The organism is Ruegeria sp. BB10, assembly GCF_056535725.1.
In genome coordinates, this window is the sequence record NZ_JBQFIW010000002.1 from 131,869 (window position 1) to 155,687 (window position 23,819).

The window sequence follows — 23,819 nt, forward strand, 5'->3', positions numbered from 1 at the left end:
GCAGATGGATATCCATGAATACCAGGCGAAAGAGGTTCTTTCGAATTTTGGCGTCGCCGTACCGTCAGGTGCCTTGGCCTATAGCCCGGAACAGGCGGCCTATCGCGCCCGCGAACTGGGCGGAGACAAGTGGATTGTCAAAGCCCAGGTCCATGCGGGTGGCCGCGGCAAAGCGGGTGGCGTCAAACTGTGTAACAGTGAAAACGAGATCCACGAGGCCTGTGACGAGATGTTCGGCCGCAAGTTGGTGACCCATCAGACCGGACCGGAAGGCAAAGGCATCTATCGTGTCTATGTCGAGTCCGCTGTGCCGATTGATCGCGAGATCTATCTTGGTTTTGTTCTGGACCGCTCCAGCCAGCGGGTCATGATCGTCGCCTCGTCTGAAGGCGGAATGGAGATCGAGGAGATCTCGGCGGAACGCCCGGACAGCATCGTGCGGTCCATCGTGGAACCCGCAGTTGGCCTCCAGGAGTTCCAGGCCCGCGAGATAGCCTTCAATCTGGGCCTTGAGGCTCGTCTGGTTCAGCAAATGGTACGGACGTTGCAGGGCTGCTATGCCGCCTTCAGCGATCTGGACGCCACGATGGTTGAAATCAATCCATTGGTTATCACTGGCGACGACCGTGTGCTGGCATTGGACGCGAAGATGAGCTTTGACGACAATGCCCTGTTCCGTCATCCGCAGATCGCTGAACTTCGGGATAAAAGCCAGGAAGATCCCCGTGAAAGCCGCGCGGCGGACCGTGGCCTGTCTTATGTCGGGCTGGACGGCAATATCGGCTGCATCGTGAACGGCGCTGGTCTGGCCATGGCCACGATGGACACGATCAAACTGGCCGGGGGCGAGCCCGCGAACTTCCTCGATATCGGTGGTGGTGCCTCACCCGAGCGCGTGGCCAAGGCCTTTCGACTGGTTCTGTCCGACAAGAACGTTCAGGCGGTTTTGGTCAATATCTTTGCTGGCATTAACCGCTGCGACTGGGTCGCCGAGGGCGTTGTGCAGGCGCTGCGTGAGTTGGATATCGACATCCCGGTCATCGTGCGACTTGCCGGTACGAATGTCGAAGAAGGTCAAAAGATTCTCGCCAAATCCGGCCTACCGATCATCCGCGCCACCACTTTGATGGAAGCCGCTGAACGGGCGGTGGGCGCATGGCAGAACGATCTGTCCCAAAACACCAAGATGAGGGCCGTGTAATGAGCATACTTCTCGACCGCGACACCCGCGTCATCGTTCAAGGCATCACCGGACGCATGGCGCGCTTTCACACAAAGGATATGCTGGCCTACGGCACCAATGTTGTCGGCGGAGTTGTTCCCGGCAAGGGTGGTGAAACCGTTGAAGGTGTACCGGTGTTTGACACCGTGAAACAGGCCGTTGAGGCAACCGGAGCGGATGCCAGTCTGGTCTTTGTTCCGCCTCCGTTTGCTGCAGACTCCATCATGGAAGCTGCTGATGCGGGCATTCGCTACTGTGTCTGTATCACCGACGGTATCCCGGCGCAGGATATGATCCGGGTCAAGCGGTACATGTACCGTTATCCCAGAGAAAAACGTATGGTTCTGACTGGACCGAACTGCGCCGGTACAATCAGCCCCGGTAAGGCTCTGCTGGGTATCATGCCGGGCCATATCTACCTGCCTGGCAATGTCGGCATCATTGGCCGCTCGGGCACACTGGGGTACGAGGCGGCAGCACAGCTCAAAGAACGTGGCATTGGCGTTTCGACCAGCGTCGGCATCGGTGGCGATCCGATCAACGGGTCCTCGTTCAAAGATATCCTGCAACGGTTTGAAGAGGACGAGGATACCCACATCATTGCGATGATCGGCGAAATCGGCGGTCCGCAGGAAGCCGAAGCCGCGGAATACATCCGCAATCACATTACAAAACCGGTTATTGCTTATGTTGCCGGATTGACCGCCCCCAAAGGTCGAACCATGGGGCACGCCGGTGCGATCATCTCGGCTTTTGGCGAAAGCGCCAGCGAAAAGGTTGAAATCCTGTCCGCTGCTGGTGTGACCGTGGCCGAAAACCCCGCCGTGATTGGTGAGACAATCGCACGAGTGATGGAGGCTGCGTGATGGTTAAACCTTCGGTCTTAGTCACCCGTCGCTGGCCTGCCGCCGTCGAGGCGCAACTGGCCGAAAACTACAACGCCGTGCTGAATACCGGGGACAAGCCAATGTCCCCGGCAGACATCCGGCGGGCGTTGAAAACCTATGATGCTGTCCTACCCACGGTCACCGACACGCTCAGCGCCGAGGCATTGGATGTGCCTGGCGCGCAGACCAAGATCATTGCCAACTATGGGGTCGGCTATAGCCATATCTGCGAACCTTCGGCGCGTGAGCTAGGCATGACGGTAACAAATACACCGGATGTCCTGTCCGAGTGTACGGCCGATCTGGCCATGACGTTGCTACTGATGGTTGCGCGCCGGGCAGGTGAGGGCGAACGCGAATTGCGCCTGGCAAGTGGACCGGCTGGCGGCCGACGCATCTTGTGGGCACAAAGGTCAGCGGCAAGACGCTGGGCATCATCGGTTATGGCCGGATCGGCCAGGAAATGGCTCGCCGTGCCCATCACGGGTTCGGTATGAACGTCCTCGTCTACAACCGCAGCGAGGTGGCCGCGGATGTATTGGGCCAGTGCGACGCAACACAGGTGGACACGATCGATGATCTCTGCCCCAGTGCGATTTTGTGTCACTGCACTGCCCCGGCGGCTCCGCGAACCGGCACCTGATCAACTCGCGCCGACTGAGCCTGATGAAGCCTGACGCATTCCTGATCAACACTGCGCGCGGCGAGGTGATTGATGAATGGGCTCTGATTCAGGCACTGATGTTCGACATGATCGGTGGTGCGGCCTTGGACGTCTTCGACGGCGAGCCCCGCATCAGCCCGGATCTGCTGCAATGTGACAACCTCGTGATGCTGCCGCATCTGGGCAGCGCAACGCGCGAGGCCCGCGAAGCGATGGGCTTCCGCGTTCTCGATAATCTGAGTGACTTCTTCCAAGGCCGTGAACCACGTGACCGGGTGATCTGACACCCTGTTCACCCCGAACAATGACTGCTGATGCGGCCTTAACCGTTGCTTCGACCCTCTTCCACAGGAGATATGCCCCGTGAATGTCCCGCATCGTCTAGACGGTTTTTTCACCCAATCCCTATCTGATCGTGACCCTGAGCTTTTTGGCTCGATCACATCTGAGCTGGGCCGCCAGCGCGACGAGATCGAGCTGATCGCGTCCGAGAACATCGTCTCTGCCGCCGTGATGGAGGCGCAGGGCTCGGTGATGACCAACAAATACGCCGAAGGCTATCCCGGGCGGCGCTACTATGGCGGCTGCCAATTCGTTGATATCGCTGAAAACCTGGCCATCGACCGCGCCAGGCAGCTGTTTGGCTGCGAGTTTGCCAACGTGCAGCCGAACTCGGGCAGCCAGGCCAACCAGGGCGTGTTCCAGGCGCTGATCCAACCCGGCGACACCATTCTGGGCATGAGCCTGGATGCCGGCGGTCACCTGACCCACGGCGCGCGCCCCAACCAGTCGGGCAAGTGGTTCAACGCGGTGCAGTACGGCGTCCGCAAGGAAGACAACATGCTGGATTATGATCAGGTCGAGGCGCTGGCGAAAGAGCACCAGCCCAAGCTGATCATCGCCGGAGGCTCGGCCATCCCGCGCGTGATCGACTTTGCCCGCATGCGCGAGATCGCCGACATGGTCGGTGCCTATCTGCACGTGGACATGGCGCATTTCGCCGGTCTGGTTGCGGCAGGCGAACACCCCAGCCCCTTCCCGCACGCGCATGTGGCGACGACGACCACGCACAAGACCCTGCGCGGTCCGCGTGGTGGCATGATCCTGACCAATGATGAAGATATCGCTAAGAAAGTGAATTCGGCGATCTTCCCCGGCATTCAGGGCGGCCCGCTGATGCATGTGATCGCGGCCAAGGCCGTGGCCTTCGGCGAGGCTCTGCAGCCTGCGTTCAAGGACTATATCAAGCAGGTCGTCGTCAATTCGCAGGCATTGTCGGACCAGTTGATCAAGGGCGGTCTGGACACGGTGACCCACGGCACCGACACCCATGTGGTGCTGGTCGACCTGCGCCCCAAAGGCGTCAAAGGCAACGCGACCGAAAAGGCCCTGGGCCGCGCGCATATCACCTGCAACAAGAACGGCGTGCCGTTTGACCCGGAAAAACCGACCGTCACCAGCGGCATCCGCCTGGGCTCGCCCGCCGGCACCACCCGCGGCTTTGGCGAGGTCGAATTCCGCCAGATCGCCGACTGGATCATCGAAGTGGTCGACGGGCTGGCCGCCAATGGCGAAGACGGCAACAGCGCCGTCGAAGCCAAGGTCAAAGCCGAGGTCGCAGACCTCTGCGCCAAATTCCCTCTCTATCCGAACCTGTAAGACGAAGGACCCTTACCCATGAGCTTTCATAACATCGACCAAGCCCCTGCTCGCCTGAACCGCAGCGAACTGGCCGTTCCGGGCAGCCAACCCGGAATGTTCGAAAAGGCCGCACAATCAGATGTAGATGTGATCTTCCTCGATCTGGAAGACGCGGTCGCGCCTGATGAAAAGGAACAGGCCCGCAAGAACATCATCGAGGCGCTGAACGATATCGACTGGGGCAACAAAACCATGTCGGTGCGGATCAACGGGCTGGATACGCATTATATGTATCGCGACGTGGTGGATGTGGTCGAACAGGCTGGCGAACGGCTGGACCTGATCATGATCCCCAAGGTTGGCACCGCTGCGGACGTCTATGCGGTCGATATGCTGGTAACGCAGATTGAGGACGCCAAAGGCTACAAGAAACGGCTCGGGTTCGAACACATCATTGAAACCGCGCTTGGGATGCAGAATGTCAGCGAGATTGCGGCAGCTTCCAAACGCAATGAAAGCCTGCATTTCGGAGTGGCTGACTATGCGGCCTCGACCCGCGCACGAACCACGATCATCGGCGGCGTGAACCCCGATTATTCCGTGTTGACCGACGCAGATGCCGATGGTGGCCGTCTGACCCATTGGGGTGACATGTGGCACTATGCGCTGGCGCGCATGGTGGTTGCGGCACGCGCCAACGGACTGCGTCCAATCGATGGGCCATTTGGCGACTTTCAGGATCCCGACGGATACCGTGCAGCAGCAAAACGCGCGGCGGTTCTGGGATGTGAAGGCAAATGGGCCATCCACCCCAGCCAGATTGCCCTGGCCAATGAGGTCATGTCGCCATCCGAGGCCGAAGTCACCAAGGCACAGCGCATTCTTGTCGCCATGGCCGAGGCTGAATCGGCGGGCAAAGGCGCTGTGTCTCTGGATGGCCGTCTGATCGACTATGCCTCAATCCGTCAGGCCGAAGTGCTGGTCGAAAAAGCAGGCCAGATCGCAGCGGCTTGACCCGAAGGGCTTAGGCTACCTAGATAGTACAGCGCCAAACGGTTTTGTGGATCGACCACTGTTACAGTTTGGCGCTGCGTTTATCTGGTCACTCAGCGAGAAGACTTGAAAGTTTGTCCGCGCCCTGTCGCAGTGTTTCCAGAAACGACATCAGGCTGCCGACATCATGGCGTTGGGTCGGGGCGTGAACCGATAGCGTCCCTACCAACCTGCCCTGCCCGTCCTGAACAGGCACCGCAAGTGCGGACATTCCGGTCATGAATTCCTCATCATCGGTAGAATACTGATTGTCGGAAATGCGTTGGACTTCGGCCTTTACTTCATTGGGGTCCGTCAGCGAACGCTCGGTCTGCGGTTGCAATTTTCCGGCCGAAAGAAACCCGTCCAGCATTTTCTGACGCAGCGTGGACAGGTACATTTTGCCACTGGCCGTACAGTGAAACGGAACCTGCGTGCCCACTGGCAACTGAATGCGCAGGGGCCATTTGGTTTCGACCCGGTCCAGATAGATCATCCCCTCGCGGTCGGGAATGGCGAGGTTGCAGGTCTCTCCCACCTCCTCGGCCACGCTGCGCAATATGGCCAGGCGTGCAGTCCGCAAATGTTCGGCAGACATGGTGTTGACGGACAGCAGCCGCAAACGACGGCCAGGGCCATAAGATCGACCGTCCAGATCGCGTTGCAAAAACCCCTCGGCCTCGGCCGTTTGCAGCAATCGGTGAACGGTGGGTTTTGCCAGACCCAATGCATCGATCAGGTCTGACGGTTTAACAGCTACCCCGCGCCGAGCTACCTCTTCAAGGATCAGCAACAGGCGCAGGTTCGTTGGGATCTGAGTTTCTTTTTCTTGTGTTTCCGTCTCGGCCATCCCGCAACATTCTAGTTATTTGGCAGCAGGATCAAGGCCAGATCCGGCACCAGCGACACCAAAATCCAGACCGACAACAGAGCCACCAGATAAGGCACCGTATACCGCAGCAGCCGGAAATAAGGCACGCCCGTCACACCCGACGCCACATACAGGTTCAGCCCGTAAGGTGGCGTGATGAACCCGATAGAAGCACCCACGAGGAAAATCACCGAGAAGTGGATCGGATCAATGCCAACCGAGGCGGCAATCGGCGCCAAGATCGGGGCGAGAATAATCGTGACCGGAAGGCTTTCCAGTACCATGCCCGAGAAGAAGACGATCACCATCGAGGTGAACAGCACCGCATGATAACCCCCCATCGAGGTTACGAAATTCCCGATGGTCTCTTGCGCGCCGAGCAGCGACAAGATTTGCTGCATCACAACCGAAATTGCGATCAGCGGTGCAAGGATACCAGTGATCTGGGCCGAGCGGATCACGATCGAGGGGATCTCGGGGATCGTGAAGCCTTCGACCACGAACATCTCAGCATAGCTTTTTTCGGTCGGCGGAATGTCATTGCGTGCGCCCATGACACGGTTGATCGGATAGCTGACCAGCCCTGCGATGACGCAGAAGCCTACGGTCACACCGGCCGCCTCGGTCGGTGAGAACTTGCCCGTGTAGATGCCCCACAACACCAAACCGATGGCGAAAAAGCCCAGCCATGCACCAAACGCGGTTTTCAACACCCGGTTTAGTTGCAACGGGATCAAATATCCCCAGCCGTTGATCCGGCAGATGATCCAGCAGGCAAATTGCATGCCAAACACCATCAACGCGCCGGGCAGGATACCCGCCACAAACAGCTCGGAAATCGGCAGGTTCATCAGGAACCCGTAAACGATGAAGATGATCGACGGTGGGATGATGATCCCAACTGTACCACCCGCCGCCGCTGTTGCGGCGCTGAAGCGTTCATCATAACCGCCCTTGACCATCTCAGGGTGCAGCATCGACCCGATGGTCGCGGTTGTTGCCGAGTTTGACCCCGAAATCGCTGCGAAAAGCCCGCAAGCCCCCAGCGATGCCATTGCCAGCCCGCCGCGTATCCAGCCCAGACAGGCATATGCAAAATCGCTAAGCCGCCGTGCGATGCCGGATTTGTTGATCAGGTCGCCAGTCAGGATGAACAGCGGCATCGCCAGCAGGGCGAAGCCTTTGTTGAACACATTCAGCAGTTCGGCCCCCATATTGTCCAGCGTCAGGCCCAGCACAAACGAGCAGCCAATAACCCAGTAGCCGATGACCAGAAGCACTGGCACGCCCAGCATGAACAGAAAGGTGACCCCAAGCGAGATCAGTGTGACCATGGTTCCGTCTGTCATCAGTCTGCTCCAATCACGGCCTGCTTGATCAGCGGCTCACCTGTTTTCCAGTTGTGCAGATCGTCGGCGAGGTTCTGAAACACCCGCCCGACCATCAAAAAGAACGACAGCGGCGCGGCCAACAGGAACCACCACTGCATGATGTTGTCAGTACCCAGAACGATCTGAAAATTCGATGCCGACAGCGCCACCAACCGTGTGGTGGTCACAATGACGATCACTGCGAAGATGAACCAAAGGACAGCATCTAGGAACAGGCAAGCCAGTTGCCCGCCGCGCGGCATAGAGGTGCGAAATTCGCTAAAGCTTAGATGCGTGCGTAGCCGCACGTTATAAGACGCGCCGAACCACGCCATCACCATGAACAGCAGTGGCGGGATCGTTGTTGACCAAGGCTCCTGATCGTTGAACACGAACCGGTCAATCACGCCCCAAAAGATGATGAAGGCAATCGCAAGGTAGGAATAAACCATCACGGCACGTTCAAAGTGGCGTTCGACAAACGGCACTTTTTGGTAAATCCACATGATGAGGAGCCCACCCAAGGCCGAGACGATTGCGCCTACGACCCATGTTGCGTCGGATTCCAGCGCGGATTGAATCTCGAATGAATCGAAGGTGAGTAAAGCACTGAATATCGCGCCGACATCTGCCCAAAATGACATGAACCCCGTCCTCCCAGTCGGTGTTTAGTGGAACCGGCCCACCCGGGCCGGTTCGTATTAAGCTTAGGTTAGGCTTCGCCTCTCCACCAACGGCGTGGCTCGACGTTTTCCGCAATTGTATCAGCGGGAATCTCACGCGCGATGTCGTAGATCTCCTGATATGTGTCGATGCCACCGGCCCATTTGTTAATGCGCTCGCGCCATTGTGCCCAAGGCTCGGGGTTGTAATTGGGGGCACACATTTCTTCGGCCAGTTTAATTTGGTCGTCCGCCAGGAAGGCCGGGCGTACGCCGTTTTCGGCGAAGATCGTGTGCGGCAGTTGCGGTTCCGAGAAACCAACGGTGTTCAACAGCGCGGCTTCGTTCGCGCCTTGGATCAGCGCCTGAGTGAAGTAGGACGATTCCATCACCGCATCCTGCAACTCACCGCCCAGACCATCAAAGACTTTAGCCGACATCGAGGTATGTTCAGTACCGCAGAAGAATTTCAGGTTCACCGATTGTGACACCACAGGCGCCATGTTGGCGTAGGCCACAGCCGATGCCCAAGTTTCGGCGCCGTCGATCAGGCCGGTTTTCAGCGCGTCCAGCGTTTCCTCCCACGCGACAGGTACCGGATTCAGGTTCAGCAGTTGCATGGCGATACGGCCAAGTTGCGTACCCGTCACACGGTTCTTGGTGCCAAATAGTTCTTCCAGCTTTGTGACGGTTGGCTTGTCGGCAAAGTTCGCGCCCATCTGCAGACCGCGCAGTTCACAATGGGTGAACAGGAATTTCAGACCGTGCCGTTTTTCCAGCGGATCGCGCAGAATGCGCTGGCTCGCCGGGCTGTAGAAGAAGTGGTACTGCGCTGCGCGGCTGGGGAACATATAGGCATAATCCAGCACGTTCAGATAGGGCGCACCACCAGCCGAGTTCTGAGTCGAGGCGGCATAGATGTCGACGATCCCCTGCTGGGTTTTCTCGACGCAGCTCAACTGACCGCAGATCTGGTTGTCGCCGATGAACTCGATGCGAATCTCACCATCGGTGCGCTCTTCCAGATCACGCGCAAATTCGATTGCGCCCGCACGTTCGATCAGCAGGTTGCGGGTATTAAAGCCCGAAGCTCCGAATTTCAGCGTGTGTTTGGGTTCTTTCGAAAAGCGCTTTTCGTAGGTTGATTCGGCAGCCTGCGCCAGATTCGCAAGGCTCATCGCCCCACCGAACCCACCTGCAGCCAGCAGAGTCGAGCTCATACCGTAACGGCCTGCCACGCGGAAAAAATCCCGCCGTGAAATACCACTTAGTTTCCGTCCGATCTCCATTGCTTACCTCCCTGATCGCAAATAATGAGACGTTTTGTATCAAAAAAGGCTAGTATATTTCTCATCGTTTGGCTAGAACTTTTTGAAACCAGTTTCAGGGAGGTGATCATGGAAGTAGACTATGCAGTTGTCGGGGCCGGGTCTTCGGGCTGTGTCATCGCCAATCGCCTGAGCGCTGACCCCAACGTGACCGTTGCTTTGCTCGAGGCCGGCGGTCGCGACACCAATCCGTGGATTCACATCCCGGTGGGCTATTTCAAAACCATGCATAACCCTTCGGTCGATTGGTGTTATCGTACCGAACCTGATCCAGGGCTGAATGGGCGCTCTATCGACTGGCCGCGTGGCAAGGTGCTGGGCGGGTCTTCGTCGCTGAATGGGTTGCTGTACGTGCGCGGCCAGAAAGAGGATTACGACCGCTGGCGTCAGATGGGCAACGAAGGTTGGGGGTGGGACGACGTACTACCCTTGTTCAAGCGCTGCGAGGATCAGGAGCGTGGCGAGGATGAATTCCACGGCGTCGGTGGGCCATTGTCGGTGTCAAACATGCGCATCCAACGGCCAATCTGTGACGCCTGGGTCGCAGCCGCGCAGGCCGCAGGGTATCCGTTTAATCCAGACTACAATGGGGCTGAGCAAGAAGGTGTGGGGTATTTCCAGCTAACCACGCGCAATGGCCGCCGCTGTAGCGCTGCCGTGGCGTATCTGAAACCCATCCGCGATCGACAGAACCTAAACATCATCACAAAGGCCCTGGTGACACGGATCACGCTGGAGGGCAAAAAGGCGACCGGATTGGTCTATCGGGATCGTTCGGGCGCCGAGCAAACCCTGAAAGTTCGGCGCGAAATCATCCTGTCCGGTGGTGCGATTAACTCGCCCCAAATCTTGATGCTGTCGGGGATCGGCGACCCGGACCACCTGAAGGAAAACGGCATCGAACCGCTGCACGCCCTTCCCGGTGTCGGCAAGGGATTGCAGGACCATTTGCAGGCAAGACTGGTGTTCAAATGCAATGAACCCACGTTGAACGATGAGGTCCGCAGCTTGTTCAATCAGGCGCGTATCGCTCTGAAGTACGCCCTGTTCCGTGCCGGTCCGATGACCATGGCGGCCAGCCTGGCGACGGGGTTCATGAAGACCCGCCCCGACGTTGAAACTCCGGACATTCAGTTCCACGTCCAACCATGGTCCGCCGACAGCCCCGGCGAGGGTGTGCATCCGTTTTCGGCCTTTACCATGTCGGTCTGTCAGCTGCGCCCGGAAAGCCGGGGTGAGCTGCGCCTGAACGGGCCAGACCCTTCAAAATACGTCAAAATAATCCCGAATTACCTGTCGACCGAAACGGATTGTCGAACCATCGTCGACGGCGTGAACATCGCCCGCGGGATTGCTAAGCAGAACCCGTTGCATTCGAAGATATCCGAGGAATTCAGGCCCTCGGCGGATCTGAGCTGTGACGATTACGAAGGCACGCTGGATTGGGCCCGGTCAAATTCGACCTCGATCTATCACCCGACCGGCACCTGCGCGATGGGCAACTCTGAGGCATCGGTTGTCGACGCAAAGCTAAGAGTCCACGGAATTGCCAATCTGCGGGTGGCGGATTGTTCGATTATGCCCGAGATCGTCAGCGGTAATACGAACGCTCCTGCGATCATGATTGGAGAAAAGGCCAGCGATTTGTTGGCAGCGGATGCCTAGACGGCAGCGCGAACTGCTTTGTAAAGCGAGCGAAACCGGCCAAGCCGGTCCGACAATGCGCCCATTTCCGCAGGATCGAACCTGACAGATCCTGCGGGCTGGATGGCAAGGTCCTCAATAGTCAGCGCTTTGTCACCGCAAGCCGCCAAACGTGCCGCGCCATAGGCGGGCCCGGAATCCGCCCCCTCAGATCGAAGGATGGGTTTGCCTGTCACCGTTGCAATCAACCCAAGCAGCAGGTCGGACCGGCTGCCGCCGCCGATAGCGGCCAAATCCGACAGGCCGTCTATCGAGTCGCCAAAACTCTGGGCGGCGTCGGCGAAACAAAACGCGATGGCCTCAACCACCGAGCGACAAATTTCTGCACGCGTTGTCGCGTCTTCCAGTCCAAAGAAACAGGCGCGTATATGCGGATCGCCGTGGGGGCTGCGTTCGCCTGTCAGATAAGGCAAGAAAATCGGCACACGGTCTTGCGGTGCTGTTTCTGCCATTGCGATGACTTCCGCCGCGGACAATCCAAGCTGCCCGCCGATCCACGCGATTGGCCTGGCGCCGTTTAGCATTGCCGCCATCTGGAACCAGCGATCAGGGAGTGTATGCGCAAACGCATGCACATATCGTTCAGGGTTTGGCTTATATACGCTATCCGCAACGAATAACTGACCGGAGGTGCCCAGCGAAATAAACCCTCGCCCCGGTTCAGTTGCTCCCAGCGACACTGCGCCGGTGGCCGCATCCCCACCTCCTGCTACAACAGGTACGCCGGGCTTCAGTCCGGTCTGGTTGGCCGCATCTGCCGAAATTGTGCCCACAACTTCGTGCCCATCGGAAATTTGCGGCAGCCAGTGGGTCGCAGCATGGGTCGCCTCGGCGATCCCGCTGTGCCACTGCCGCGCGGCTTGATCCAGCCAAAGGGTGCCCGCCGCATCACAGGGATCCGTCGCGAGGACCCCGTGCAGGCGCAGCCCGATATAATCCTTCGGCAACAGGATATGAGCGATGCGGTCATAGTTTTCAGGCTCATGCCGCTTCAGCCATGTAATCTTGGGCGCAGTGAATCCCGGCAGGGGCAGAACGCCCGCGATCTGACCGATCTGCGGCAACGCATCGCGAAGTTCACCGCATTCCTGCGCCGAACGGCTGTCATTCCACAAAATGGCCGGACGGATTGGGTACAAGTCCTGGTCAAGCAGTACGGCTCCATGCATTTGACCCGACAGACCGACGGCCCGAACTTCCGCCAACGCGATCTGTTCCCCCAGCTTGCGCAGCGCATCGCAGGTGGCGCGCCACCACAGGTCAGGATGCTGTTCCGACCATCCAGGCTGTGGCGAAGAGGTTTGCATTTCAACCGATGCCGTCGCCATTATCCGCGCCGTGCCGGCGCAGACAACCTTGACCGCTGATGTGCCGATGTCGATCCCGAGATACATTTACATCCCTTGCCCTGCGTCCGAGGTGCGGCACATGTCCGGCTATTGATTTTTTAGCGCGCGCAAAGAATATGTAAAGCTATGATAAGATCAAAGCGGCAAAGATCCGCAGGTAGATTGGCATGACCAAGATTAAAAACATGGAAGAGTTCGCGGCCCTCAGCGGGATATCCCGGCCGACGGTTTCGAAATATTTCCACGACCCGGACAGCGTGCGGCCCACAACGCGGGCGCGCATCGAAGAGGCGTTAGAGCGTTTTGACTATCGCCCTAATATTTACGCCATAAATCAGAACCGGAAGCTGACCAAGAATATTGGTATCGTCGTGCCCTATCTGGCTGATCCCTTTTTTGCCGAGATCGCGCGGTACCTGGAGCAATCCTGTATCGCGGCGGGGTATCGCCCGTCTCTGTTCAGCTCACATGGCGAGCAAAAACTGGAGAGTGAGATACTCGACAGCTTACGGTCGCTGAAACCAGCAGGTGTTCTGTTAGCACCGCTGGGCCGCGCGTCGGATCAGTCAGCGATTGAAAAATTCTGCGCCGATGTTCCAACGGTTCTGTTCGACAGTAACCTTGATGGTATGGGGGCTGCTTTCATCGGTTCGGACAATTTCAGTTTTGTATCTCAAACCGTGGAATACATGACTCGCACCGGAGAACCACCATCGTTCTTTGAAATGCGTACCCCAGCCAACCCAAATGCCAATAAGCGGCGCAAAGCCTATGTCGATGTCATGGAGCGTCTGGGGTTTGAGCCGCATATCATCAAGATTGACGGCACAGGATGGGCCTTTGAAGAGATCGGTCGGCAAGGTGCGCGAAAAGTGCTGGAAGAACGCAGCCTGCGGACCGACTCGGTGCTGTGCAGCAATGACCGTCTCGCCATCGGATTTCTGGCGGCCTGCTACGAACAGGGGATTCGGGTTGGGCGCAAGGAAGATTGTACATTACGATTGGCCTCAAATGACGATCATCCCTTCGCAAAATTCACATGCCCGTCCCTGACAACGGCCGCGCATGACTATGACAATGTGGCTGCCCGCAGTGTCGAAACACTGTTCGAACTTATTGAAAGCGGTGGGAAATTTGAAAAACGAACAGAAACTTTGTTTCCCGCAAGGCTTGTTTTACGCGAGTCCGCCTGAACATTAAATTTAACGCGCGTAAAGTTTTTATTGACGCCGCGACAATTTATGAACTAGGCTTCCTGCACAGCATCCAAGCTCAGGGAGGACAAGGATGTATCTGAAAAACGCACTTCGTGCGGCGACGGCGTTGACATTCGTCGCCACGGCAGCGGCCCACGCGCAATCCATCACCATAGCGACCGTGAACAACGGCGACATGATCCGGATGCAGGGCTATACCGACAAGTTCACCGAGGCGACCGGCATCGATGTCGAATGGGTGACGCTAGAAGAAAACGTGTTGCGCCAGCGCGTGACCACCGACATCACCACCAAAGGTGGCCAGTTCGACATCATGACCATCGGTATGTACGAAACCCCGATCTGGGGCGCCAATGGTTGGCTGGTGCCGCTGGAAGGAATGTCCGCTGAATATGATGTGGATGACATCCTGCCCGCGATGCGCAACGGGTTGAGCCATGAGGGTACGCTGTTCGCGGCTCCGTTCTATGGCGAAAGCTCGATGATCATGTATCGCACTGATCTGATGGAAAAAGCCGGTCTGGAAATGCCTGATGCGCCGACCTGGCAGTTCATCCGAGAGGCGGCTGCGGCGATGACGGATCGAGACAACGACATCAACGGTATTTGCCTGCGTGGCAAAGCCGGTTGGGGTGAAGGTGGCGCGTTCATTACCGTGACCGGAAATTCCTTTGGTGCCCGCTGGTTCGACGAAGACTGGAAGCCCCAGTTTGATCAGCCGGAATGGAACGAAGCGCTGACTTTCTTCGTCGACATGATGAGTGAATCCGGCCCCGCGGGTTACGCTACTAACGGGTTCAACGAAAACCTGTCGCTGTTCCAGCAGGGCAAGTGCGGCATGTGGATCGACGCCACTGTCGCGGCATCGTTTGTAACCAATCCTGACGACTCGACTGTGGCCGACAAAGTCGGCTTCGCGTTGGCTCCGAATTCGGAAGGCGTTGACAAGCGCTCCAACTGGCTCTGGGCATGGGCGCTGGCCATCCCTGCAGGCACCGAACAGGCGGATGCTGCCAAGCAGTTCATCGAATGGGCAACCTCGAAAGACTACATTGAACTGGTGGCCGAAAACGAAGGCTGGGCCAACGTCCCGCCGGGTGCGCGTACATCACTGTACGAGAACCCCGAGTATCAGAAGGTTCCGTTCGCCCAGATGACACTGGATTCGATCCTGTCGGCTGATCCAAATGATCCGACGGTGAAACCGGTGCCCTATGTCGGCATCCAGTTTGCTGCGATCCCTGAATTTGCAGGCATTGCTACGCAAGTGAGCCAGGAATTCTCGGCCGTTTACGCCGGACAGCAATCGGTGGAAGAGGCGCTTGAAAAAGCGCAGGCCTTCACCGCAGAAGAGATGGAAGCCGCAGGTTACTGACGTCTTCTAATTGCGGGTGGGCAGAGGTCTGCCCCCCGCCCTACCCTTCCACAATCCACGTTTTTCTCGCAGGCTGGTATGCGCCTGAACAGAGAGGTCTTGCGCCATGGCAACCCAACATTCCCGATCAGTGGCCCGCCTAATGATGGCACCCGCCGTGGTCCTGCTGCTTGGCTGGATGCTCGTGCCGCTGACAATGACGCTGTATTTTTCCTTCAAGAAATACCTGCCCCTACGCGGTGGTGATCTGGGCTGGGTCGGCTTTGACAACTACGTCCGGTTTGTGTCCTCCAGCTCGTTTTGGCCTGCCGTGCAGGCGACGCTGATGATCGTTGGTGGTGTACTGGTGATCACCGTGATTTTGGGCATCCTGCTGGCCATTCTACTGGATCAACCAATGTGGGGTCAGGGTGTTGTCCGCATCCTTGTGATTGCACCTTTCTTTGTGATGCCTACGGTCTCTGCGCTGGTCTGGAAGAACATGTTCATGGACCCGGTGAACGGTCTTCTGGCGCATCTGTGGCGTTTTTTTGGGGCCGAGCCGATTTCATGGCTGTCCGAGGCCTCGATGACGTCTATCATCATGATCGTGTCGTGGCAGTGGCTACCCTTCGCCACGCTGATCCTGCTGACGGCCATCCAGTCGCTGGACAGCGAACAGCTGGAAGCAGCTGAGATGGACGGCGCGCCAGTTCTGAAGCGCTTTTACCATATCGTCTTGCCGCATCTTAGCCGCGCAATCACGATTGTGATCCTGATCCAGACGATCTTTCTATTGTCGATCTTCGCCGAGATCTTCGTGACCACCGGCGGTGCATTCGGCACCCGCACACTCACCTACCTGATCTTCCAGCGCGTGTTGGAAAGCCAAAACGTCGGCCTTGGATCAGCCGGAGGTGTCTACGCCATCATCCTTGCCAATATCGTTGCCATCTTCCTGATGCGCATCGTCGGCAAAAACCTGGACGCGTGAGGAGATACGACCCATGGCCCGCACCGTCACACCCCGCCGCAAATCGCTGAACACCGCCCTTGCCTGGGCCGTTGGACTGCTGATCTTTTTCCCGATCCTCTGGACCATTCTGACCAGTTTCAAGACCGAGGCACAGGCGATTGCCAGCCCGCCCCTGTTCCTGAATTTCGACTGGACACTTGAGAACTATGCCATCGTGCAAGAACGGTCTGATTATATGCGGTTCCTGTGGAATTCCGTCATCATCGCAGGCGGATCGACCATTCTTGGCGTAATCATCGCGGTCCCCGCCGCATGGGCGATGGCCTTTGTACCGTCCAAGCGCACAAAGGACATCCTGTTGTGGATGCTCTCCACCAAAATGCTACCTGCCGTTGGCGTATTGTATCCGATCTACCTGCTGTTCATCCGTCTGGGACTGCTAGACACACGCGGTGGACTGGTCGTGGTGCTGATGCTGATCAACCTGCCGATCATCGTCTGGATGCTCTACACATATTTCCGCGAAATCCCCGGTGAAATTCTGGAAGCCGCACGGATGGACGGGGCGACACTGAAAGAAGAAATCCTTTACGTATTGACGCCCATGGCCATCCCCGGCATCGCCTCGACAGTTCTCCTGAACTTCATTCTGGCGTGGAACGAAGCGTTCTGGACCCTCAACCTGACCGCCGTCGACGCGGCACCGCTAACTGCCTTCATTGCCAGCTACTCCAGCCCCGAGGGCCTGTTCTTTGCCAAGCTCAGCGCGGCCTCGACCATGGCGATCGCACCAATCCTCATCCTTGGCTGGTTCAGCCAGAAACAACTTGTCCGCGGCCTGACCTTCGGCGCTGTGAAATAAGGAAGACGACGTATGGGACGTATTCAACTTAAATCCGTGACCAAAAGCTTCGGCGACGTGCAGGTCATTCCGCCTCTGGATCTGACCATCGAGGACGGCGAGTTCACGGTCTTTGTCGGCCCTTCGGGGTGTGGCAAGTCCACCTTGCTGCGCTTGATCGCGGGGTTGGAGGATATCACCTCGGGCTCTATCGATATTGACGGGGCAGATGCCACTGACGTGCCCCCCGCCAAACGTGGCCTGGCGATGGTGTTCCAATCTTACGCTCTGTACCCGCATATGACGGTGCGCAAGAATATCGCATTCCCGCTGCTCATGGCCAAACTGGATCAGGCGGAAATCGACAAGCGCGTCGAAGGCGCTGCAGGTGTACTGAACCTTGCAGACTATCTGGATCGTCGACCCGGACAATTGTCGGGCGGGCAGCGCCAGCGTGTTGCCATTGGCCGCGCCATTGTGCGCGAACCTGCGGCGTTTCTGTTCGACGAACCGCTGTCCAATCTCGATGCCGCGTTACGGGTAGGCATGCGGCTTGAGATCAGCGAGTTGCACGAGCGTCTGGCCACAACAATGATCTACGTGACACATGATCAGGTCGAGGCGATGACCATGGCCGATAAGATCGTGGTGCTTCAGGCCGGTGTCATCGAACAGGTCGGCAGCCCACTAGAGCTGTACCGCACTCCGCGCAATTTGTTTGTTGCAGGCTTCATCGGCTCGCCCAAAATGAATTTTATCGAGGGTGAAGAGGCCGCGAAACACGGGGCCCACACCATTGGTGTGCGCCCTGAACATATCACGGTATCCGAAAGCGACGGGCCATGGTCTGGTGTCGTTGGCGTATCCGAACATCTGGGGTCGGACACCTTCTTTCATATCCACGAAACCGGGTTGGCCGAAACCATCACCGTGCGCGCGGATGGAGAGGTCGGATTCCGTCATGGAGATCGTGTCCATCTGGCCCCACGTGCAGATGTCATTCATCGGTTTGACGCACAGGGATTGCGCATCGAATGACGCGTTTGGCCGGCAAAACAACTCTAATTACGGGGGCCGCGCGTGGTATCGGCCTAGCCTTTGCCAAAGCCTATGTTGCCGAGGGCGCGCGTGTTGCGATTGCCGATGTCGACATCACCCGTGCGCGAAAGGCCGCAGCCGAAATCGGTGATCCTGCGCTAGCCATCGAGACGGACGTAACCAATCAGTCCAGCATCGACCAAGCAGTCGCGCAAACACTCGCGCATTTCGGACCCATCGACATTCTGATCAACAACGCCGCGATATTCACTGCCGCCCCGATCACCGAGATCGAGCGCCCCGATTTCAACCGCGTTTTTGACATCAACGTCGCCGGAACCCTGTTCACCATGCAGGCGGTTGCACGACACATGATCGCGCACGGGGTCAAAGGCCGCATCATTAACATGGCTTCTCAGGCCGGACGGCGTGGTGAACCTCTGGTTGCGGTCTATTGCGCCAGCAAAGCGGCGATTATCTCGCTGACGCAATCGGCAGGGCTGAACCTGATCCAACACGGGATTAACGTAAACGCCATCGCACCGGGCGTTGTTGACGGCGAACACTGGGACGGTGTTGATGCGTTCTTTGCCAAACACGAAGGCAAAGCCCCCGGGCAGAAAAAGCGCGAAGTGGCGGCGGCTGTTCCCTATGGCCGTATGGGCCGCGCCGAAGATTTGACCGGAATGGCCGTTTTTCTGGCTTCGGACGAGGCCAAATACATCGTCGCGCAAACCTATAATGTCGATGGCGGAAACTGGATGAGCTGATGGATCCTCTGGCGAACGCAAAACCTCCGGTACCGCTGGGTCGTGATGCCCTTGCGGACTTGCCCGCAGCAGTCAGAAGGCCATCGTATCGCCACGCTGAATTGCGACCGGGTATCGTGCATATCGGTCTTGGCAATTTCCACCGCGCACATCAGGCCTGGTACATCCACCGTTTGATGCAGCAGGGCCTGGCAAAGGACTGGGCGATTATCGGCGCAGGGGTTCGGGCCTATGATGCCGGAATGCGGGAAAAGCTGGTCAGCCAGGATTGTCTGACAACGCTGATCGAACTTGACCCGTCCGGCATGTCCGCTGAAATCGTTGCCCCGATGATTGACTATCTGCCGATCGAACCCGGGAACGCGCCGTTGATCCAACAAATGTCCGATCCAGCGATCCGCATCGTGTCCCTGACCATCACCGAAGGGGGGTATTTCCTGGACGCCAATACCGGGGCGTTAGACACTACCCACCAAGATATCCGCCACGATGCGCAAAACCCAGACCAACCTAGTACGGCTTTCGGCGCCATCGTTGCGGCGCTTGGGCAGCGTCGAGCGCATGGCTTGAAACCATTTACCGCGCTCAGCTGCGATAATCTGCAAGGCAACGGAACGATCCTGCGTAACTGTATCGTCGGATTGGCGCGGTTGTCTGACCCTGATCTGGCCGACTGGATCGAACAGAACGGGGCATTTCCGAATTCGATGGTGGATTGCATCGTGCCGGCCACAACACATCAGGTGATCTCGCAATGCCGCGCCCTGGGTATCGAAGACCGCGCCCCGGTTTCGCATGAGAATTTTCGCCAATGGGTGATCGAGGATGATTTCTGCGCTGATCGTCCCGCGCTTGAAAAGGTTGGTGTGACACTGACCCGCAATGTACATACGTACGAGGCCATGAAGCTGCGTGTTCTGAATGGCGGCCATCAACTGCTTGCGAATGTTGGGGAAATACTGAATGTCCCGACGATTGCCGACTGTATGCAGGATGACGATATCACAGCCTTTGCCAAAAAGGTTCAGGCTGAGGGTATATTACCTCATGTCGCGCCGGTGCCTGGAACACCACCTGCTGACTATCTTGAACTGGTCGCGAGACGTTTTGCGAATACTGCCATTCACGACACAACTCGCCGGGTTGCCTTTGACGGCTCGTCCCGCCACCCCGGATTTTTGCTGCCGTCGCTGCGTGACGCACTGGCGTCAGGATCGCCAGTGAACGGGCTTGCCCTGGCCGAGGCGTTCTGGTGCCGGATGTGCGCGGGCCTTCGCGAAGACGGAAGCGAAATCGCGGATAATGACCCCTTTTGGACCGAATTGCATGACGCTGCTCTAGCCGCGAAAGCGGACCCCTTGATCTGGATCGCACAAAGCAAGTTCTACGGAGATATCGGCCGGGAAGAACGTTTTGCAACAGCGTTTTCCCTATGGCTCAGGACCATCTGGCAACGGGGAAGCCGGGCGGCAATTGCGCAATACCTCGGGTAATCCGGTGGCTGGCCTTCGGCTTTCGAGGTCAAATATTCGCGATAAATTTTGAACATCGTGCAAATTCGGGCAAAAATACTGACAATGTCTGCAAATAGGTTTCATCGGGTAACCTATGTTGCGCTCGGAGGTTGGCTTGAAACCCACAATTTCGCAGGAAACCATCGCCAAATGGCAGCGGATCGTCGATCTGATTGCCCGGGTTGCCGATGTCCCTGCAAGTCTCGTGATGCGGACACATGCGCCTCATCATTCTGTTTTTGTCACAAGCAGAAGTAACAACAACCCCTATGAGGTAGGATGCGGTTTTACCCTGAGTGAGAAACTTTATTGCTATGGCGTTCTGAAACGCGATGGCGAACTGACGGTCGAAAATGCAACCCAAGACCCGGAATGGTGTGACAATGACGACCTAGAACACGGGATGAGTTTCTATATCGGCTATCCGCTCAAATGGCCCGACGGTACGATTTTTGGAACAATTTGCGTTTTGGATTCGCGCCGTAACCAACGCGCAATGCTGTTCCGCGAGGGCCTGCAGGAATTCGCGAGGGTCATAGAATCCGATCTTTCGTTGCTGGTTGAGATTGACCGCCGCACCGCGCTTGAGGCCGAATTGCAAGCCACGCTGGATCAACTGGAACAGCGCGTGGCCAACCGGACCGCAGATCTGGAAGAGGCAAATGCCGCGTTGCGGGTATTGCTGAGCAGTGTCGAAACTTCGCGGCAGGAATATGATGCCAAGATTCTAAGTCAGATAAAGGGGTTGGTGGTTCCGCATCTGGCAAAGCTGCGTGGCCGAATGGACAGCGACCCTGCCGGTCGGATTTATCTGGACCTTGCTGAAGAAAGCTTGAAATCCATCACCTCTGAGATGAGTGGGCAACTGACCACGATCTTTGAATCCCTGACACCAACCGAACAGGAAATCGCACAGTTGATCATGCGGGGGCAGACGACCAAGGATATTGCGAGAACGCTGTCACGCGAACCCAGCACGATCGAGTTTCACCGCAACAACATACGCGCAAAGCTTGGATTGAAACGCAGCGGTAAGAACCTGCGCAGCCTGCTGTTGTCGATCCAGTGAACATGGGGAATCCCCCCATGTTTCCCCCGTAAATTTTCGATGCACTGTTTAATAAACCGGCTTGGTACCCTGTTTCTGTTCCGGCAAAGACCGGAACGAGAGACAACAGGGAACACCAAAAATGGAAAGAGATGACCTGGACCTTAAGCCAACGGTATTGCGTGGTGACAAGGATGAGTTGACGCCGGGCCTGTCGCGGCGATCCTTTTTTATGGCGGCGGGTGCTGCCGGTGTTGGTGGGGCGGCCTCGCTGCTGACCACGACATCTGCCAAGGCGCAATCCACCGACTGGACACAACCCGGCAACAATAACGGCGTGATCGAATTGCAGAAAACCACGGGACAATCCGTGGATGGGACCGTCGGGATCGACTATTACGGTCACTGCGCCATCAAGATCACATCACCCGGTGGTGCCACCGTTCTGTTCGACCCCTGGCGCGACGACCCTTCGGGTGCGTGGGGTCTGTGGTTCAAGAATGAATTCCCGGAAACGCCGGTCGATATCTGCATGTCCACGCATACGCATTTCGACCATGACGCCATTCACCGCCCGGTTTCGACCATGGTTCTGGACCGGATGGTCGGGAACTTTGAATTTGCCGACATCAAGATCACCGGTTTTGCGGACAAACACGTGTGTCGCGCGCCGGGCTGGTACGACTGGACCAACGCACTGGGCGAGTTCGGAGTGCAAGCCTGCCCGCCGGACAATGTCAGCCACATGGACATGGTGGTTTATCTGATTGAAACCGGCGGCATCCGCACACTGATCTGGGGCGACAACCGGCACGATCCGCCACAGGAATTCTGGGATGCGATTGGCCAGGTTGATGTTCTGACATTGCCCGTCGACGGGTCGCAGCACATTCTGGACTATAAACAAGGCAACGACATCGTCGAAAAGCTGAAGCCCAAGATCATCATTCCAACGCATTACCTGAGCGAGACCACAAGCTATACGCTGACCACGCTTCAGAATGCGGATGAATGGGTGAAATCGCAGAAAAGCTACAAGATGCTGGATTCGGCCAGCCTGTCTCTCGAATCGGGTGATGTGGCCGGAATGGATCGCGAGTTCCTGTATTTTGGGCACAACGCACACACAGCCTGACCTAGGCAGGCCGGTAGGGCGGTTACTTTCGCGCGGGCCGCCCTGCCACAAACTCACGTAAAGCTGACGTAGCCTCAGGGCGAATTCACCTTCAGCCGTTTAGCCGCCGCTGAACATCTTCGTCGTATTCACCCGCCACCATCCGCTTGAACGCCCTTTTCCAACCATCCGCCAATTCCGGCATCACCGCCAATTCCTCGGACTCGGCACTGGTCGCTTTTCTGAGCAACCGGGCCGACACGTTGCGCGGTGAAAACCCAATTTCGTTGTCCAGGGGCGTTTTCTTATCGAAAACAAAGATGCTCTGTTGTCAGAGCTTCGACCGTTTCAATGATGTCCTTCTCCAATTTGCGCGCGGCGGGTGACAGCGCCGATCCCGCTTTGCGCAACAGATGAATGTGGCGCTTTAAGGTCTCATCGGCCAGTGGACGGAACACAAGGTCGCTCGGCCCTGAAGAGATTGCGGCCATTTCGGGCAGGATGGTCACGCCAATACCAGCCCTGACCATCCCCAGAATGGAGGTCAGGTTATGGGCCGATAAACGCGATCTGGCGTGTATCTTTTCGGATTCTGGACCCGGAATGCCGTCGGATAAGCTATTGGCGATCAGACGTTCATTTTCCAGCGCTTTCCAGTTGACGGGGCCGGTGCCAGTGGCCAACGGATGATCTGGGGCAACCAGAACGCCGAACCGGTCGGTCAGCAAAAGCTGGCTGTGCAGACTGGACCCGTTGACGCCCAGTGTTGCGATACCGATATCAATTCGACCGCGTGACAATTCATGCAAAACCGATTTTGAATCCATATCGCGCAGGTCGATCCGGACTTTGTCATATGTGTCTATTTTACGGGCAAAAACCTGCGGAATGATTGTGCCAGCCACTGACGGTACTGTGGCAATTCGAACATGTCCCAAACTGGCGTCAGCGAAATTTTCGATGGCGCGTACAGTATTGTCGAAATGCTGAACTTCCTGCTCTGATTGCTCGAGAACAAATTCTCCTAGTGCTGTTAGCTTGTTTTTCCGGTCCGTTTCGAACAGCGGTTCCCCAAGATGGGTTTCCAGCTGTTTCATCATCATCGACACCGCAGAAGGTGTTCGTTTCAGGACCAAAGCCGCGTCCGTCAGGTTGCCGCAACGCGCGACGGCGACAAAGCCACGAAGCAATTCGATTTTGAGTGTCATCCGATCATT

At 57.3% G+C, this 23,819-nt stretch carries 22 protein-coding genes and 1 pseudogene; 16 read left to right on the forward strand and 7 right to left on the reverse strand.

The genetic code is table 11. The features are described 5' to 3' along the window. Nucleotides 1-4 precede the first annotated feature (4 nt). The 6 genes and pseudogenes from ACR3EP_RS19625 to ACR3EP_RS19650 all read left to right on the forward strand — a co-directional run bounded on the left by ACR3EP_RS19625 (nucleotide 5) and on the right by ACR3EP_RS19650 (nucleotide 5,428). Complete coding sequence (locus ACR3EP_RS19625; protein ID WP_170352142.1) at nucleotides 5-1,201, forward strand: malate--CoA ligase subunit beta; 1,197 nt, start codon at nucleotides 5-7, stop codon at nucleotides 1,199-1,201. Then, nucleotides 1,201-2,088, forward strand: coding sequence for a succinate--CoA ligase subunit alpha (sucD, locus tag ACR3EP_RS19630; RefSeq protein WP_170352143.1), 888 nt, complete (start codon nucleotides 1,201-1,203; stop codon nucleotides 2,086-2,088). The genes ACR3EP_RS19625 and sucD overlap by 1 nt, the downstream gene beginning before the upstream one ends. Beyond that, complete coding sequence (locus tag ACR3EP_RS19635; RefSeq protein ID WP_480639133.1) at nucleotides 2,088-2,606, forward strand: Rossmann-fold NAD(P)-binding domain-containing protein; 519 nt, start codon at nucleotides 2,088-2,090, stop codon at nucleotides 2,604-2,606. The genes sucD and ACR3EP_RS19635 overlap by 1 nt, the downstream gene beginning before the upstream one ends. After that, a pseudogene (locus tag ACR3EP_RS19640) lies at nucleotides 2,510-3,057 on the forward strand (2-hydroxyacid dehydrogenase). Before ACR3EP_RS19635 ends, ACR3EP_RS19640 begins: the two are co-directional and overlap by 97 nt. Before the next feature lie 79 nt (nucleotides 3,058-3,136). Further along, nucleotides 3,137-4,432: a serine hydroxymethyltransferase gene (gene glyA / locus ACR3EP_RS19645; RefSeq protein ID WP_480639134.1), complete on the forward strand. Its 1,296-nt coding sequence runs from the start codon at nucleotides 3,137-3,139 to the stop codon at nucleotides 4,430-4,432. An 18-nt stretch (nucleotides 4,433-4,450) separates the two neighbouring features. Then, entirely contained in the window at nucleotides 4,451-5,428 is a 978-nt protein-coding gene (locus ACR3EP_RS19650; RefSeq protein ID WP_480639135.1) for an HpcH/HpaI aldolase/citrate lyase family protein, read from the forward strand. Between the two features lie 88 nt (nucleotides 5,429-5,516). Here ACR3EP_RS19650 and ACR3EP_RS19655 read toward each other — a convergent pair whose 3' ends face one another. The 4 genes from ACR3EP_RS19655 to ACR3EP_RS19670 form a co-directional block, all read right to left on the reverse strand. Continuing rightward, entirely contained in the window at nucleotides 5,517-6,296 is a 780-nt protein-coding gene (locus tag ACR3EP_RS19655) for an IclR family transcriptional regulator (protein ID WP_480639136.1), read from the reverse strand. Between the two features lie 11 nt (nucleotides 6,297-6,307). Then, the gene (locus tag ACR3EP_RS19660; RefSeq protein ID WP_170351952.1) at nucleotides 6,308-7,666 is read right to left on the reverse strand and encodes a TRAP transporter large permease; all 1,359 of its coding nucleotides are present in this window, start codon (nucleotides 7,664-7,666) and stop codon (nucleotides 6,308-6,310) included. Continuing rightward, complete coding sequence (locus ACR3EP_RS19665) at nucleotides 7,666-8,331, reverse strand: TRAP transporter small permease (protein ID WP_170351953.1); 666 nt, start codon at nucleotides 8,329-8,331, stop codon at nucleotides 7,666-7,668. Before ACR3EP_RS19665 ends, ACR3EP_RS19660 begins: the two co-directional genes overlap by 1 nt. 68 nt (nucleotides 8,332-8,399) lie before the next feature. After that, nucleotides 8,400-9,638 (reverse strand): TRAP transporter substrate-binding protein, encoded by a 1,239-nt coding sequence (locus ACR3EP_RS19670; RefSeq protein WP_170400084.1) that lies wholly within the window; start codon nucleotides 9,636-9,638, stop codon nucleotides 8,400-8,402. 108 nt (nucleotides 9,639-9,746) lie between these two features. Here ACR3EP_RS19670 and ACR3EP_RS19675 point away from each other — a divergent pair, with 108 nt between their 5' ends. After that, complete coding sequence (locus ACR3EP_RS19675; protein WP_170400082.1) at nucleotides 9,747-11,342, forward strand: GMC family oxidoreductase; 1,596 nt, start codon at nucleotides 9,747-9,749, stop codon at nucleotides 11,340-11,342. On the opposite strand, the gene xylB is transcribed toward ACR3EP_RS19675, so the two are convergent. Next, nucleotides 11,339-12,775, reverse strand: coding sequence for a xylulokinase (gene xylB / locus ACR3EP_RS19680; protein ID WP_170400080.1), 1,437 nt, complete (start codon nucleotides 12,773-12,775; stop codon nucleotides 11,339-11,341). The genes ACR3EP_RS19675 and xylB overlap by 4 nt on opposite strands. A 122-nt stretch (nucleotides 12,776-12,897) precedes the next feature. On the opposite strand from xylB, the gene ACR3EP_RS19685 reads away from it, so the two are divergent. The 9 genes from ACR3EP_RS19685 to ACR3EP_RS19725 all read left to right on the forward strand — a co-directional run bounded on the left by ACR3EP_RS19685 (nucleotide 12,898) and on the right by ACR3EP_RS19725 (nucleotide 22,623). After that, a complete protein-coding gene (locus tag ACR3EP_RS19685; protein WP_480639137.1) occupies nucleotides 12,898-13,923 on the forward strand; it encodes a LacI family DNA-binding transcriptional regulator in 1,026 nt (341 codons plus the stop codon). Nucleotides 13,924-14,017: 94 nt separating this feature from the next. After that, nucleotides 14,018-15,322, forward strand: coding sequence for an ABC transporter substrate-binding protein (locus ACR3EP_RS19690; RefSeq protein ID WP_170351958.1), 1,305 nt, complete (start codon nucleotides 14,018-14,020; stop codon nucleotides 15,320-15,322). Between the two features lie 106 nt (nucleotides 15,323-15,428). Continuing rightward, entirely contained in the window at nucleotides 15,429-16,295 is an 867-nt protein-coding gene (locus tag ACR3EP_RS19695) for a carbohydrate ABC transporter permease (RefSeq protein ID WP_170351959.1), read from the forward strand. 13 nt (nucleotides 16,296-16,308) lie between these two features. Continuing rightward, nucleotides 16,309-17,139, forward strand: coding sequence for a carbohydrate ABC transporter permease (locus ACR3EP_RS19700; protein ID WP_170351960.1), 831 nt, complete (start codon nucleotides 16,309-16,311; stop codon nucleotides 17,137-17,139). A 12-nt stretch (nucleotides 17,140-17,151) separates the two neighbouring features. After that, nucleotides 17,152-18,156: an ABC transporter ATP-binding protein gene (locus tag ACR3EP_RS19705; protein WP_480639138.1), complete on the forward strand. Its 1,005-nt coding sequence runs from the start codon at nucleotides 17,152-17,154 to the stop codon at nucleotides 18,154-18,156. Next, nucleotides 18,153-18,926 (forward strand): L-iditol 2-dehydrogenase, encoded by a 774-nt coding sequence (locus tag ACR3EP_RS19710; protein ID WP_480639139.1) that lies wholly within the window; start codon nucleotides 18,153-18,155, stop codon nucleotides 18,924-18,926. Before ACR3EP_RS19705 ends, ACR3EP_RS19710 begins: the two co-directional genes overlap by 4 nt. Next, nucleotides 18,926-20,419 carry a mannitol dehydrogenase family protein gene (locus tag ACR3EP_RS19715; protein ID WP_480639140.1) on the forward strand — a complete coding sequence of 498 codons (1,494 nt, stop codon included), beginning with the start codon at nucleotides 18,926-18,928 and terminating at the stop codon, nucleotides 20,417-20,419. Before ACR3EP_RS19710 ends, ACR3EP_RS19715 begins: the two co-directional genes overlap by 1 nt. A 136-nt stretch (nucleotides 20,420-20,555) precedes the next feature. Beyond that, nucleotides 20,556-21,509, forward strand: coding sequence for a LuxR C-terminal-related transcriptional regulator (locus tag ACR3EP_RS19720; protein ID WP_254428645.1), 954 nt, complete (start codon nucleotides 20,556-20,558; stop codon nucleotides 21,507-21,509). Nucleotides 21,510-21,630: 121 nt separating this feature from the next. Next, complete coding sequence (locus tag ACR3EP_RS19725; RefSeq protein ID WP_170507851.1) at nucleotides 21,631-22,623, forward strand: MBL fold metallo-hydrolase; 993 nt, start codon at nucleotides 21,631-21,633, stop codon at nucleotides 22,621-22,623. Nucleotides 22,624-22,714: 91 nt separating this feature from the next. Here ACR3EP_RS19725 and ACR3EP_RS19730 read toward each other — a convergent pair whose 3' ends face one another. Both ACR3EP_RS19730 and ACR3EP_RS19735 read right to left on the reverse strand, forming a co-directional pair. Further along, nucleotides 22,715-22,852 carry a hypothetical protein gene (locus ACR3EP_RS19730; protein WP_480639141.1) on the reverse strand — a complete coding sequence of 46 codons (138 nt, stop codon included), beginning with the start codon at nucleotides 22,850-22,852 and terminating at the stop codon, nucleotides 22,715-22,717. 55 nt (nucleotides 22,853-22,907) lie between these two features. Then, the gene (locus ACR3EP_RS19735) at nucleotides 22,908-23,810 is read right to left on the reverse strand and encodes a LysR family transcriptional regulator (RefSeq protein ID WP_480639142.1); all 903 of its coding nucleotides are present in this window, start codon (nucleotides 23,808-23,810) and stop codon (nucleotides 22,908-22,910) included. Nucleotides 23,811-23,819: the final 9 nt, after the last annotated feature.